At 68.4% G+C, this 14,097-nt stretch carries 8 protein-coding genes and 1 pseudogene; 6 read left to right on the top strand and 3 right to left on the bottom strand.

The genetic code is table 11. From position 1 onward, the window contains the following. The first annotated feature begins 27 nt into the window (after nucleotides 1-27). Nucleotides 28-1,821, top strand: a complete 1,794-nt coding sequence (locus CQ039_RS03545) for an autotransporter assembly complex family protein (RefSeq protein ID WP_105563317.1) — start codon at nucleotides 28-30, stop codon at nucleotides 1,819-1,821. Next, nucleotides 1,818-6,050, top strand: coding sequence for a translocation/assembly module TamB domain-containing protein (locus CQ039_RS03540; protein ID WP_105563318.1), 4,233 nt, complete (start codon nucleotides 1,818-1,820; stop codon nucleotides 6,048-6,050). The genes CQ039_RS03545 and CQ039_RS03540 overlap by 4 nt, the downstream gene beginning before the upstream one ends. A 66-nt stretch (nucleotides 6,051-6,116) precedes the next feature. Here CQ039_RS03540 and arsC read toward each other — a convergent pair whose 3' ends face one another. Beyond that, nucleotides 6,117-6,458, bottom strand: a complete 342-nt coding sequence (gene arsC, locus CQ039_RS03535; protein ID WP_105563319.1) for an arsenate reductase (glutaredoxin) — start codon at nucleotides 6,456-6,458, stop codon at nucleotides 6,117-6,119. A 70-nt stretch (nucleotides 6,459-6,528) separates the two neighbouring features. Continuing rightward, the gene (locus CQ039_RS03530; RefSeq protein WP_105563320.1) at nucleotides 6,529-6,987 is read right to left on the bottom strand and encodes a hypothetical protein; all 459 of its coding nucleotides are present in this window, start codon (nucleotides 6,985-6,987) and stop codon (nucleotides 6,529-6,531) included. Between the two features lie 117 nt (nucleotides 6,988-7,104). Here CQ039_RS03530 and CQ039_RS03525 point away from each other — a divergent pair, with 117 nt between their 5' ends. From CQ039_RS03525 to astB, 4 genes and pseudogenes are all read left to right on the top strand, one after another. Continuing rightward, nucleotides 7,105-8,355: a hydrolase gene (locus tag CQ039_RS03525; protein ID WP_105563321.1), complete on the top strand. Its 1,251-nt coding sequence runs from the start codon at nucleotides 7,105-7,107 to the stop codon at nucleotides 8,353-8,355. Between the two features lie 160 nt (nucleotides 8,356-8,515). Further along, entirely contained in the window at nucleotides 8,516-9,523 is a 1,008-nt protein-coding gene (locus CQ039_RS03520) for an arginine N-succinyltransferase (RefSeq protein WP_105563322.1), read from the top strand. A gap of 211 nt (nucleotides 9,524-9,734) precedes the next feature. Next, nucleotides 9,735-11,162: pseudogene (gene astD, locus CQ039_RS03510) on the top strand (succinylglutamate-semialdehyde dehydrogenase); the annotation flags it as partial. A 317-nt stretch (nucleotides 11,163-11,479) separates the two neighbouring features. Then, the gene (gene astB / locus CQ039_RS03505; RefSeq protein ID WP_105563324.1) at nucleotides 11,480-12,817 is read left to right on the top strand and encodes an N-succinylarginine dihydrolase; all 1,338 of its coding nucleotides are present in this window, start codon (nucleotides 11,480-11,482) and stop codon (nucleotides 12,815-12,817) included. A gap of 351 nt (nucleotides 12,818-13,168) precedes the next feature. Here astB and phhA read toward each other — a convergent pair whose 3' ends face one another. Next, the gene (phhA, locus tag CQ039_RS03500; RefSeq protein WP_105563325.1) at nucleotides 13,169-14,044 is read right to left on the bottom strand and encodes a phenylalanine 4-monooxygenase; all 876 of its coding nucleotides are present in this window, start codon (nucleotides 14,042-14,044) and stop codon (nucleotides 13,169-13,171) included. Nucleotides 14,045-14,097: the final 53 nt, after the last annotated feature.

The raw sequence follows: 14,097 nt of genomic DNA, 5'->3' as shown, positions 1-14,097 counted from the left end.
CGTCGTGCTCTGAACCAAGGCTCCAGTTTGACGTCGCGGCCCTATCTTCTCCTCGCCAGCGTGGCGCTCTCGGTCGTCTGCGGCCACGCCGCCCTGGCGGCCGAGCCCAAGGCCCAGATTCGCGGCGAGGTCGACGGCGAACTGCGTCGTCAGCTGGAACAGGCCGTCGGCGTCGTCGACGCGGCGCCGGCCAACCGGTTCGAGGCGCGTCGTCGCGCCCGCAGCGCCATGGAGGCGGCCGAAGCCCTGCTGCGTTCCGAAGGCTACTATCAGCCGACCCTGCAGGACGACGTCGAGGGCGAGGACAAGCCGATCGCCGTCGTCACCGTCACGCCGGGCCGCCGCTTTGCGCTGGACGAAGCCAAGATCAACTGGGTCGCCCCGGTTCCCGACGCCGTGACGACCGAGGTCGTGACCAAGGAGATCGGCCTGACCGCTGGCGATCCTGGCCGCGCCGCTGATGTTCTGGCGGCCGAGGGGCGCATCGTGGCCGGCCTGACGCGCGAAGGCTATGCGGACGCCAAGGCCGAGCCGCGCCGCGTGGTGGTCGATCACGCCACCTTCACCGTTCAGCCCAATTTCAACATCGCCTCGGGGCCCCTGGTGCGCCTGGACGGGCTGCAGGTCCGCACGCGCGGCTCGACCAATCCGGACTGGGTCGCCGGCCTGGCCCCCTGGAAGGCGGGCGACCGCTATGATCCCGAGGACGTGGCCGAACTGGAGCGCCGCCTGCTGGACACCGGCGTCTATGACGGCGTCAACGTCTCGCTGGCCGCGCCTGATCAGACGACTCCCGAAGGTCTGCGCCCGGTCGTCGTCGGTCTGTCCGACCGCGCGCGCAGCCTGCTGGAGGCCGGCGCCACCTATTCGACCGCCGAGGGCGTCGGCGTCGATGTCTTCCAGACCCGTTTCAATCGGTTCGGTCGCGCCGCGACGGTGAAATACGGCGGCCGCTACGCCAGCATCGACAGCCGCCTGGGCGGCGAGATCAGCCTGCCTCACTGGCGCAAGCCGGGTCGGACGCTGCGTCTGTCGTCCTATCTCGTCAACGAACAGACCGACGCCTACGACCGCAGCGCCGTCAGCCTGAACGCCGACCTGTCGCAGCGTATCGGCAAGACCTCCTTCTTCACCTACGGCCTGGGGATCGACGCCGGCCAGTATACGGAAAACCGCTTCGACCCGGTCACAGAGGCGCCGATCACCTTTGATCGCGACCTGGCCATCTTCACCGGCCGCGCCGCCGCCTTCATGGATCGTTCGAACGATCCGCTGGACCCGACGCGGGGTTTTCGCCTCTACGTCTCAGCCCAGCCGACCGCCGTGGCGGGCGAGGACACGGTCCTGTTCCTCAAGACCGAGGGCCAGGCCACGGCCTACCTGCCGCTGCAGGACGGCGCCAAGACCGTTCTGGCCGGGCGGGCGCGTATCGGCTCCATCATCGGCGGTCAGGAGCTGACGGTGCCGTCGGATCGTCTCTTCTATTCCGGCGGCGGCGGCTCGGTGCGCGGCTATTCCTACCAGAGCATCAACCCGCGCCTGCCCGACAACACCCCGCGCGGCGGCCTGTCGTTGTTCGAGACCTCGCTTGAAGTCCGCCACGACATCGGCGCCAAGTTCCAGGCTGTCGCCTTCCTCGACGCCGGCGCGGTCGGGTTCCAGGAAACCCCGAACTTCAACAACATGCGGTATGGCGCCGGCGTCGGGGTCCGCTACAAGCTGCCGTTCGGTCCTGTGCGCGCCGACATCGCCATTCCGCTGGACAAGCGGGAAGGCGATTCCAACTTCCAGCTCTACATCAGCATCGGCCAGGCGTTTTGACCGACACTCCTCCGCCTCACGCCCCCGAAGCGGACGCCGCCGCCGACACGCCCGCCAAGGCGGCGAAGCGCAAACGCACGCGCCTGCAACTGATCGCCTTCGTCTCCGGGATCGTGGTCGCGGCCCTGCTGGCCCTGACCATCGTCCTGGCGGTCGGCGGACGGATGTATCTGGTGTCGGATTCCGGGCGTGAGCTGATCACCAGCTTCGTCGCCGGCAAGAAAATCAGCCGCTACGGCCGCATCAATGTCGAGGGGCTCAAGGGCGACCTATTCGATGACTTCACCCTGGGCCGCGTCACGGTGACGGACCAGGACGGCGTCTGGCTGGAGGCGACCAACGTCCGCGTGGACTGGTCCTACTGGCCCCTTCTGATGCGCCGCTTCCACGCCAGCGAGATCAGCGCCGACCAGATCCGCGTCATCCGCCGTCCCCTGCTGGAGCCCCGCACCGAGCCCGGCGGCCCTCAGGCCATCACGGTCGATATCGACAAGTTCCGCGCCAACGTCGAGCTGATGGAGGATTTCTCCAAGGAATACGGCCGCTGGACCCTGAGCGGCGACGCCGAAATCCCCCGCAAGGGCGACAAGGTGGTCAACGTCGACGCCTTCAGCCTGAACCGCAAGGGCGACCACCTGTTGCTGAAGGCCGTCATCGGCCAGACGCCTGCGGACCTGCGCGTCAACCTGCGCGCCGGCGAAGCCCAGGGCGGACCTATCGCCGGGGCGCTCGGCTATTCGCCGGACAAGCCCTTCTCGGCCATCGCCGTGGTCAACGGCGAGATCGTCGACATCGAGGTCAAGACGGGCGACTTCATCCCCCTGTCGGTCAAGGGCCGCTACGGCAAGGACGGGGCGCGTATCGGCGGCAATGCCGACTTCTCGGGCTCGGACCTGCTGGCCCCCTTCGTCGAGCGCATCGGCCGCACCGCCCGCTTCGGTTTCGCCGCCGTGCCGGACAAGACCCGCGAAGGCTTCCAGGGCGTGGCCTGGACCCTGAACGCTGAAAACATCCAGTCCAACGCCCGCGGCGTGATCCAGCTCAAGGACCGCAATGCGCCCGACGGGATCAACCTGACGATCACCACCCCGTCGCTGACGCGGCTGGCCGGCTTCACCCTGGCCGAAGCCACCACCTACACCGGCGTCTTCAAGGGCGACGCCACGGCCTGGACGCTGCAAGGCTCGGCCAGCCTGCAGAACGCCGACCTGGCCAGCTACCGCGCCGCCCGCATCTCGGGTCCGCTCGACATCGCCGTCAACAAGGGCCAGTTCGACATCACCACCGACGCCCGCGCGGTCGGCGGCTCGACCGCCGGCATCATCGGCGCCCTGCTGGGGGCGACGCCGCGTGTTCAGTTGCAGGGTTCGCGCACCGCCGACGGCGCCTATGTGCTGAAGAAGATCGACGGTCGCGGTCAGGCCCTGACCCTGACCGGCTCGGGCGGACGCAGCATCACCGGCGGCCTCAGCTTCCGGGGCGACGCCGACATCACCGACATCTCGCGCATCCGTCCCGGCGCCAAGGGCTCGTTCAAGGGGCCGATCCAGGCCGGCAAGGCCCGCGGAAACACGCCCTGGACGCTCAGCTTCGACGGGCGCGGCTCCGGCATGGCTATCGGCATGGACGAACTGGATCGTCTGCTGGGCCAGACGCCGCGCCTCAAGGCCGCCGGGTCGTGGAATCATGGCGTCCTGTCCATCAACAGCAGCGAACTGACCGGCGCCGCCGGCCGCATGGGCGCCAAGGGCCTGATCGAGGGCGCCAAGATGCGTCTGGCGCTCGACTGGGACGCGCGTGGCCCGTTCGGCGTCGGCCCCGTCGCCATCGACGGCGCCATGAGCGGCGACGGCGCCCTGACCGGCACCCTGGCCCAGCCCCGCGCCGACCTGCGCGCCGCCTTCGACAAGGTGTCGGCGGGCGGCCTGATCCTGACCAACGCCGACCTGATCCTCAGCTTCCGCAAGGGAACAGACGCCTCCGACGGCCGCGTCGTCGTCAACGCGGGCTCCAACTACGGTCCGGCGCGAGCCTCCGGGAACTTCTTCCTGGGCGGCAGGCAGATCCGCCTGACCGAGGTGGACGTCAACGCCGGCGGCGTGACCGCCCAGGGCGCCGTGGCCCTGTCCAACAACTACCCCTCCAGCGCCGACCTGACCTTCACCGCGCGCCAGGGCGCCTTCCTGGCTTCGGGTGAAGCCAACGGCCGAGTGCGCCTGACCGACGGCGGCGGCGATCAGAGCGCCGTTCTCGACGTCACCGGCCGCAACGTCCGCCTGGCCGGTTCGACCTGGGTCGTGCGCAACCTGTCGCTGAAAGGCCAGGGCACGCTGGACCGCCTGCCCTTCACCCTGTCCGCCGACGTCGGCGGCGCCACCCCGGTCCAGTTCAACGGCTCGGGCGAGTATTCCCGACAAGGCCCCGCCCAGTCCGTCACCCTGCGCGGCGGCGGCCGTGTGCGCGAGGTCGCCTTCACCACCCGCGCGCCCGCCGTGGTCGCCCTGAACGGCGATGGTCGCGTGGTCCGTGTCGATCTCGGCGTCGGCGGCGGCGTCCTGACCGGCGAACTGCGTCAGGACAAGACCGGCAGCGCCATCCAGGCCGACATGACCAATGTCGAAATGGGCTCCCTGGCCCCCGACTTGCGTGGTCAGATCACCGGCCGCGTCTCTCTGCAGGGCTCGGGCGACACGCTGAACGGCTCGGCCAACATCGACCTCAAACAATTGCGCAGCATCGACGCGCCGCGCGGCCTGGCCGTGGACGGCACGCTGAATGCCGACCTGACCGACAATGTCCTGCGCATCCGCGCCCAGGCCAACGACGGCACGGCGGTTCAGGCCTCTGCCGACGTCCGCCTGCCGGTCGAGGCCTCAGCCGCGCCGCTGCGCCTGGCTGTCGCCCGCACCCGCGACATGTCCGGCCAGGTCGCCATCAACGGCCAGATCCAGCCCATCTGGGACCTCTTCCTTGGCGGGGCGCAGTCCCTGTCCGGTCAGGTCGCGGCCCGCGCCACCCTGGCCGGCACCTTGAACGCCCCCCGGCTGAACGGCCGCATGGATCTGACCCAGGGCGCCTTCCGCGACAGCGCCACGGGTCTGCGCCTCGAAAGCGTCACCCTGGCCAGTCGCTTCGACGACAGTCAGGCCGTGATCGAACGCTTCGAGGCCGCCGACGGGGTCAAGGGCACGGTGAGCGGCAACGGCAATCTGGGCCTGCGTCAGGGGTCGGGTTCGACCTTGCGGCTGGAGCTGACCCGCTTCCGCGTCATCGACAACGACATCGCCGAGGCCCGCGCCAACGGCGTGCTGACGGCGGTTCGGGGCGCTGACGGCAACATCCAGCTGAGCGGCGACCTGAACATCGACAATGCCGAGATCTCGCCCAACCTGCCCGGCTCCAACGGGGTGGTGAAGATGGACGTGGTCGAGATCAACCGCCCCGGCGGCGATCCGGTCGAGGTCGAGGCCAAGGCCCGCGGTCCCCAGATCGGTCTGAACCTCAACCTGACCGGACGCGACATCCATGTGCGAGGGCGCGGTCTGAACGTCGAACTGACGGCCGACGCCCGCGTGCGCGGCACCATCGCCCAGCCCCAACTGAGCGGCACCGCCAACGTCGTGCGCGGCGACTATGAGTTCGCGGGCAAGCGCTTCGTCTTCGACGACAGCGGCTCGGTCAGCCTGTCCACCGATCCGGCCCGCATCCGTCTGAACCTGCAGGCGGTGCGCGAGGACCCCACCCTGACCGCCGCCATCAAGGTCACCGGCACGGCGGCCCAGCCCAAGATCGAGCTGACCTCGACCCCCTCCCTGCCCCAGGACGAAATCCTGTCGCAGGTCCTGTTCGGGCGCTCGGCCTCGCAGCTGTCGGGCTTCGAGGCGGCCCAGCTGGCCTCGGCCGTGGCCTCCTTGGCCGGCGGCGGCGGCTTCGACGTGATCGGCAACCTGCGCGAACTGGCGGGCCTGGACCGTCTGTCCTTCGGCGGCGAGGCCTCCAGCCTGACCGTGGCCGGCGGCCGCTACATCACTGACGACGTCTATCTGGAGGTCATCGGCGGCGGCGAAGGCGGGGCGGCGGTCAATGTCGAATGGCAGGTGCGCCGCAACCTGGCCGTCAGCTCCAAGTTCGGCGGCGAGGGCGACGCCAGCCTGTCCATCCGCTGGCGCCGCGAAAGCGACCGTCCCGGCGGCGACCGCACCGACCGGCGACGGAATCGCAGCCGCTAAAGCGAAGCCACTCAAGATGATCCTCCCCCGCGACGCGGGGGAGGTTTGAGCGCGCGGTTCGGCGCTCTAAAGAATATGCAGGATGTTCTCGACCGGACGCCCGATCCGGGCGCCTTTCGCCGACTGGACGATCGGCCGCTCGACCAGCACCGGATCGGCGATCATGGCGGCGCGGATCACCTCCTCGGACGCGCCGCTTTCCAGAAGTTCAGCCGTCCGGGGCTCGCGCTTGCGCAACAGGCCCGCCAGGCCGCCGCCCGTCTGCTCGGCCAGCCGGTCCAGCGTCGCCGCGTCCCAGCCGGTCTTCAGATACTCGACCACCGTCGGCTGCACGCCCTTCTCCTGCAGCAACTCCAGCGCCTTGCGCGAGGTCGAGCATTTGGGATTGTGGAAGATCGTGACGGTCATGGCGAAACTCCTGTCTGAAGCCTTCACCTAAAGCGAAATCGGTTCAGATGCGAACGCACCTGAACTCACTTCAAGCCTTGAGATTGCCCCGCGACAGCGCCGCCGAACCGCGCAGGCCGCCCACGTGCAAGACCGCACAGACCAGCATGGCCGCCGCTGCAATCATCCCGCCCCAGGCCGGCACGCCCGCAACACCCAGCGGCGCCCCGACCAGCAGGCTGACGCCCGTGGAGCTCAGTTCATACAGGGCCCAGGCCAGGCCGAAGACCGGCAGGATGCGGCTGGGTCGCCGCCATTGCGCCCAGCCCAGAACCCCGGCGATCAGGGCGAAGAAGACCGCAAATCCCGTCGTCGCGCCCCGGAACTCGGCGTAACTGACATCCGAGGCGTACCAGACCAGCCCCGCCTGCATCAGGCCGACCGCCCCCCACAGCCAGAACCCCCGCGCGCTCAGGCGCGCCATCGCCGCCGCCGTCGAACCCGAATCGACGGGACCGAACGGATTGGGAAAGCTGAAACGACGGTTCATGCGCGACTCCTCGAATGCGGCGGCAAACCTATCCCGCACGGTCCCGTTTTCCCAAGTCCGTGAGCGAGAAACCGCCCCGCCTTCACCTTTGCCTCGCCCCCGTCTAGGGTCGCCGCCATGCGGATTGAACCCCACGACCAGGCCGTGCTCGACCACGTCGCGGCCCAGGGCGACGTCATCGTCGCGCGGACCATCGACTGGGCCCATATCAACTCCGGCAGCCGCCACGCCGCCGGTCTGGCGCGTATGCTGGACGTGCTGGAGGCCGAGGCGCGCCGCCTGCCCGCCGCCGTCGTTCGCGTGCCGACGAAAGCCTCGACCACCGTGGCCGACAGCGGCGCGGTGATCCCAGAGACCTATGCCGACTGCCTGACCGTCACGGCCCGACCCGAGGCGCCGATCCAGGTCATCCTGACCGGCCACTACGATACCGTCTTCCCCGCCGACAGCGCCTTCCAGACCGTCGTCACACGCCCCGACGGCGCCCTGAACGGTCCCGGCGTCGCCGACATGAAGGGCGGCATCAGCGTCATGCTGGCCGCGCTGGAAGCCTTCGAAACCCACCCGGACAAGGCCCGCGTCGGCTGGACCGTGCTGCTCAGCCCCGACGAAGAGATCGGCTCCCCCGCCTCCGCCCCCCTGCTGGCGGAACTGGGCGCGCGCGGCCACGTCGGTCTGACCTATGAACCCGCCCTGTCGGACGGCACCCTGGCGGGCGAGCGCAAGGGCAGCGGCAACTTCCACCTGATCGTCACCGGCAAGGCCGCCCACGCGGGCCGCGCCTTCCACGAGGGTGCCAATGCGGTGGCCGGCGCCGCCATCATCGCCGCCCGCCTGCATGGCCTGAACGGCCAGCGCGAGGGCGTCACCGTCAACGTGGCCAAGATCGCCGGCGGCGGCCCGCTGAACGTCGTCGCCGACAACGCCGTGGTCCGCTTCAATGTCCGCGTCCCCGATGCCGAAGCCGCCGCCTGGATCGACCAGACCGTGCGCGCCATCGCCGCCGAGCCGCCCTTCCCTGGCCTGACCCTGGACCTGCACGGCGGCATGACCCGCGCGCCCAAGCCGATGGACGCCAGCCAGACCGCCCTGTTCCACGCCGTCCGCGACGCGGGCGAACTGCTGGGGCAAACGATCGCCTGGAAACCCTCGGGCGGCGTTTGCGAGGGCAACAACCTGCACGCTGCGGGCCTGCCCAATGTCGACACCCTCGGCGTCGTCGGCGACGAGATCCATTCGGATCAGGAGTTCGCCTGGCCCGCCAGCTTCGTCGAACGCGCCCAACTCAGCGCCCTGATCCTGTGCAAGATCGCCTCAGGCGAGATTGACGCGTTCAAACTGAAACAGCTCCGACTGGAGACCATGTGAGCGTAACGCCCTCATCGTCACCCTCGGGCTTGTCCCGAGGGCCCATCGGTCAACAGACTGGCCGCTCGCGGCTGTTCCGGTCGCAAAACACCAAGCCGACCATCGCGCCCGGCTCAACGATAGGCTCTCGGGACAAACCCGAGAGTGACGGAGGTTATTAGTGCTCGTTGTTCGCCCCGCCGGCCCCGCCGACCTTGATCACCTGCTTGAACTGGCCATCCTGTCCGGCCCCGGCTTCACCAGCCTGCCCGAAGACGCCGACGTCCTGAGCGAGCGCCTGGAACTCAGCCAGGCCAGCTTCGAGGGCCGCGTCCCGCCGCAGGAAGCCTGGTACACCCTGATGCTGGAAGACGGCGATACCGGCGACATCGACGGCATCGGCTCGGTCAAGGCGACGGTGGGGCTGAAGCGGCCCTTCTTCAGCTTCCGAGTGGTCAACAACACCGTCCAGTCGCCCTCGCTGGGCCTGAAGCTGAACCATCAGACGCTTGTTCTGGTCAACGAATGCACCGGCTGGACCGAGGTGGGGTCCCTGTTCCTCAAGGCCGACCGCCGCAAGGGCGGCGCCGGGCGCCTGCTCAGCCAGTCGCGCTACATGCTGATCGGCGCCCAGCCGGACCTGTTCGCCGACAACGTTCTGGCCGAGCTGCGCGGCGTCTTTACGCCCGACGGCTACTGCCCCTTCTGGGACCATGTGGCGCACAAGTTCTTCCCCATGGACTTCGACGACGCCGACCGCATGAGCGGTTCGACCGACAAGCAGTTCATCCTCGACCTGGCCCCGCGCCACCCCATCTACATCGACCTGCTGCCCGAACCGGCCCGCGCCGTGATCGGCAAGGTCCACCCCCAGGGCGTGCCCGCCATGGCCCTGCTGGAATCCGAGGGCTTCCGCCCCAACGGCCTGGTCGACATCTTTGACGCCGGCCCGACCGTGGCCTGTGGTCGCGATAATATCCGCACCGTCCGCGACGCCCGCGTCCTGACCGCCCGCATCGAGAAGGAGGTCGAGGTTGAGCTGCCCAGCCTCGTCTCGACCGACAGCATCAGCGCCTTCCGCGCCGTCCGCGCCCGCGTCCTGATCGACGGCGACAATGTCCGCATGACCCCCGACGTCGCCGCCGCCCTGAAGATCAAGGACGGCGCCACGGTGCGGGTGAAGTCGTAATGACCCCTGCGCTCAATCAGCCTAAGGCGATAGCGCACAAGAATGCCCTTCTCCCCTTGTGGGAGAAGGTGGCCTGCGAAGCAGGTCGGATGAGGGGTGTCGCCGCGACGTCCGCCTCTTATCTTAACGACACCACCGCCCTTTCAGACGTCGCCGCAACCCCTCATCCGGTCGCTGTCGCGACCACCTTCTCCCACAAGGGGAGAAGGGGAGAACTCAAATGACCCGTTTCACCTCCACCAACCCCGCCACCGGCGAAACCGTCTGGGAAGGCGAAGCCGCCACCACGGAACAGGTCGGCGCCGCCGTCGAGGCCGCCCGCGCCGCCTTCCCCGACTGGGCTGACCGCCCGCGTCAGGACCGCATCGACGCGGTCAAACGCTATCAGGCCGTCCTGAAAGACCGCGCCCCCGAAATGGCCGAGGCCATCAGCCGCGAAACCGGCAAGGCCCTGTGGGAGACGAAAACCGAACTGGCCTCGATGGCGGGCAAGGTCGACATCTCCATCCGCGCCTATGACGAGCGCACCGGCGAGCGCAGCACCGAAACCGCCTTCGGGCGCGCCACCCTGCGTCACCGTCCGCACGGCGTCTCGGCGGTGCTCGGCCCGTTCAACTTCCCCGGCCACCTGCCCAACGGCCACATCGTCCCGGCCCTGCTGGCGGGCGACACGGTCGTGTTCAAGCCGTCCGAGGAAACGCCCCTGACCGGTCAGCTGATGGCCGAATGCCTGGACGCCGCCGACCTGCCCAAGGGCGTGTTCAACATGGTGCAGGGCGGGCGCGACACCGGCGCGGCCCTGCTGGATCAACCCATCGACGCCCTGATGTTCACCGGCTCGGGCGCGGCGGGCGCTCACTTCCGACGCAAGTTCGCCGACGATCCCCACGTCATCCTGGCGCTGGAGCTGGGCGGAAATAACCCCCTGGTGGTCTGGGACGCCGCCGACGCCGAGGCTGTCGCTGGCATCGTGGTCCAGTCCGCCTTCGTCACCACCGGCCAGCGCTGTTCCTGCGCGCGCCGCCTGATCCTGCCGGAAGGTGCGCAGGGCGACGCCATCGTCGAGGCCGTAGCGGCCCTGTCCGACCGCCTGAACTTCGCGCCCTGGGACAGCGATCCCGAGCCCTACGCCGGGCCGCTGATCTCGGAGAAGGCCGCGACGGCTGCGCTGGCCGCCCTGCAACAACGCATCGACGCGGGCGCAAGGGTCATTCGCACCTCCGGCCCCGTCGACAACCTGCCCGGCGCCTTCGTCCGCCCCGCCATCATCGACGTGACCGGCCTGAACGTGCTGGACGAGGAGATGTTCGCTCCCTTCCTTCAGGTCATCCGCGTCCCGACCTTCGACGCCGCCATCACCGCCGCCAACGCCACCAAATACGGCCTGTCCGCCGGTCTGGTTTCGGATGACGCCAAGAACTGGGACCGCTTCATCAACCGCATCCGCGCGGGCGTGGTGAACTTCAACCGTCCGACCACGGGCGCGGCGGGCGATATGCCCTTCGGCGGCCTCGGCGCCTCCGGCAACCACCGCCCCAGCGCCTACTACGCCGCCGACTACTGCGCCTACCCCGTCGCCAGCTTCGAGGCTGGCGCGGTGAAGAACATCGAAAGCGAGATCAAGGGCTTGCGGGGATGATCAGAGGCTGGCGCTCAGATCGCCGCATTGGTCCTGAACCCTTGCATCAACGTGTCCGACCAACGCTGTTCTATACCTTGATCTGCACAGGCACCGCCACGCTCTTATCCACCCTCTACTGGCTAATCGACAGCAATCGAGCAAACATCTATGTTTGGTGCGCAATGCTGAATGTATTCATGCTTTTCGGGATAGTTCAGTGCGTTCGTGTCGCCCGTTTTTTTTGATGTGGTAGCGCTTCTTATTCTCTCAACCACCATAACCGCGGCAGTCCTTTACGTTCATGGAAATCTTGCGCCACCAGTGATCATACCAGCATGACCCACGCCATCGAAGCCAACGCCGACGGTCTGATCGGGCCGACCCATTCCTATGCGGGCCTGTCGCCGGGCAATCTCGCCTCCAGCCTGAACAAGGGCGAGGCGTCGAACCCGCGCGCAGCGGTGCTGCAGGGCCTCGACAAGATGAAGACCCTGGCCGACCTGGGCCTGCCCCAGTTCGTCCTGCCGCCGCACGAACGGCCCAACATCCCCTTCCTGCGGTCGCTCGGCTTTTCGGGCAATGACAGGACCGTGCTGGCCAAGGCCTGGCGCGACGCCCCGGCCTTCGCCGCCGCCGCCTGTTCGGCCTCGCCCATGTGGGCCGCCAACGCCGCGACCGTGACGCCCAGCGCCGACGCCGCCGACGGCCGGGTCCACTTCACCCCCGCCAACCTGCACACCAACCTGCATCGCTCGCTGGAGCATCAGCAGACCAAGCGCGCCCTAGCCGCCCTCTTCCCGGACGCGAGCAAGTTCGCCGTCCATGACGCCCTGCCCGCCGTCGCCCATCTGGCCGACGAGGGCGCCGCCAACCACGTCCGCCTGTGCGCGTCGCACGGCGGTCGCGGCGTCAACCTGCTGGTCTGGGGCCGCGAAGCCTTCGAGCCGTGGGAGGGCCGCTTCCCCGCCCGCCAGACGCGCGAGGCCAGCCAGGCCATCGTGCGCCGCCACGAAGCCGGTCGCCCGGTCCTGGCCCAGCAGTCGCGCGCGGCCATCGATGGCGGCACCTTCCACAATGACGTGGTCTGCGTCGGCGCCCTAGACACCCTCTTCTTCCACGAGCTGGCGTTTGAAGACACGGACGCGACCAAGGCCGCCATCCGCCGCGCCGCCGACGGCCTGTTCGAGCCTCAGTTCGTCGAGGTCTCAGCCGCCGACCTGCCGCTGGCCGACGCCATCAGCTCCTATCTGTTCAACTCCATGCTGATCCAGATTCCGGGCGAGGACCGCCTGACCCTGATCTGCCCGACTGAAACCCGCGACAACGCCCGCAGCCATGCGGTCGCGCAAGGCCTCGCCGCCTCCAACGGCCCCATCGGCCGGGTCGAGTATGTCGATGTGCGCCAATCGATGCGCAACGGCGGCGGCCCCGCCTGCCTGCGTCTGCGCGTCGTCCTGACCGAGGACGAACTGGCCGCGACCAACCCGGCCATGCGCCTGACCGACGAACTACACGGCGCCCTCAGCGTCTGGGCCCTGCGCTGGTATCGCGACAGCCTGACCGCCCAGGACCTCGCCGACCCCGCTCTACTGGACGAAACGCGCGGCGCCCTGGACGAGCTGACGGGGATCCTGGGCCTGGGAACCGACTTCTACCCGTTCCAGCGGGTCTAGCCGAACTCTCCTCCCCCGTTCACGGGGGAGGGGGACCGCGCAGCGGTGGAGGGGGCGGCTTCACGCTCGTAGTCAGAACCCTTTCCATCGCCAGGGTTTCAGATCGTGGCGCCTGATCCCGCCCCCTCCACCATGCTTCGCATGGTCCCCCTCCCCCGCTTCGCAGGGGAGGATCGCCAAGGCTTCACAACTCGGCGGTGCAATCCCAGAAAAACATGGAGTTTGCGGACGCCCGCGTCCCGTTTCCTCGCCGTCCCTACGCCACGCGCCATCATCCCCTCCCGGCCCACGCCACAGAGGGGGTTTCAGACTCATTAGACGAATTAGACTCTGTTTTTTCAGCCGTCGCCGTCAGGCTGCGAACCGCCCGCCGTTGTGGGCATAGGCCTGGGTCCCGCGCGTAAACACCTGATCGCTTGGCAGAACCGCTTCGATCGGCAGGTCCTCGGCCCCTTTCAACCGCTCGTACAGCGGGCCGAAGTCCTTCAGCGTCACCGCCTTCAGTTCCTCAATGCTGTCGATGACGAAATAGACCTGCTGGAAGTCGTCGATCCGATAGAGGGTCTTCATCACCCGCTCCAGATCAAAGCCCAGACGGTTGGGCGAGGCGTCTTCCAGGCTGAACACGCTTTCGGTGGCCGACGAGACAATGCCCGCGCCATAGATCCGCAAACCCTCGGCCTCCTTCATCAGGCCGAACTCGACCGTGTACCAGTAGAGGCGCGCCAGGTTCTTCAGCATCCCCAGCGACTGCGCCCGCTGCCCGCCCTTGCCATAGGCCTCCATATAGGCGGCGAAATCGGGGTCGGTCAGCATCGGCACATGGCCAAAGACGTCGTGGAAGATGTCGGGTTCCTGCAGGTAGTCCAGCTGATCCGGTTTGCGGATGAACTGGCCCGAAACGAAGCGGCGGTTGGCCAGGTGGTCGAAGAAGACCTCGTCCGGCACCAGTCCGGGCACGCAGACCACAGTCCAGCCGGTCAGGGCCTGCAGCTTGGGGTTCATCACCTCGAAGTCGGGGATGCCGCCCATGTTCAGGTCCAGGGCGTCCAGCCCGCGCATATAGGCCTCGCAGGCGCGCCCCGGCAGGATCTTCATCTGCCGGGCATAGAGGGTGTTCCAGGTCTCGTGCTCGACCTCGGTATAGGCGTCCCAGTTCTGGGGGATGGTCCAGTCGGCGGCGGTGCCTTCGGGCGGGGCTTCAAAGACGTGTTCGAAATCGGACATGGGAACGCTCCTCTCGGCTCTGACGGCCGTTGCGGGCAGATTAGCGCGCGATT

Source organism: Brevundimonas sp. MYb52 (assembly GCF_002979535.1).
Lineage (GTDB): Bacteria > Pseudomonadota > Alphaproteobacteria > Caulobacterales > Caulobacteraceae > Brevundimonas.
Note: the sequence above shows the minus strand (reverse complement) of the source record. Positions and strands in the feature narration are given on the sequence as shown.

Bases quoted from the DNA above. Each gene is read 5' to 3' on its own strand.
- CQ039_RS03530 (WP_105563320.1), bottom strand. From the start codon at position 6,987: ATGAACCGTCGTTTCAGCTTTCCCAATCCGTTCGGTCCCGTCGATTCG.
- astB (WP_105563324.1), top strand. From the start codon at position 11,480: ATGACCCACGCCATCGAAGCCAACGCCGACGGTCTGATCGGGCCGACC.
- arsC (WP_105563319.1), bottom strand. From the start codon at position 6,458: ATGACCGTCACGATCTTCCACAATCCCAAATGCTCGACCTCGCGCAAG.
- CQ039_RS03525 (WP_105563321.1), top strand. From the start codon at position 7,105: ATGCGGATTGAACCCCACGACCAGGCCGTGCTCGACCACGTCGCGGCC.
- phhA (WP_105563325.1), bottom strand. From the start codon at position 14,044: ATGTCCGATTTCGAACACGTCTTTGAAGCCCCGCCCGAAGGCACCGCC.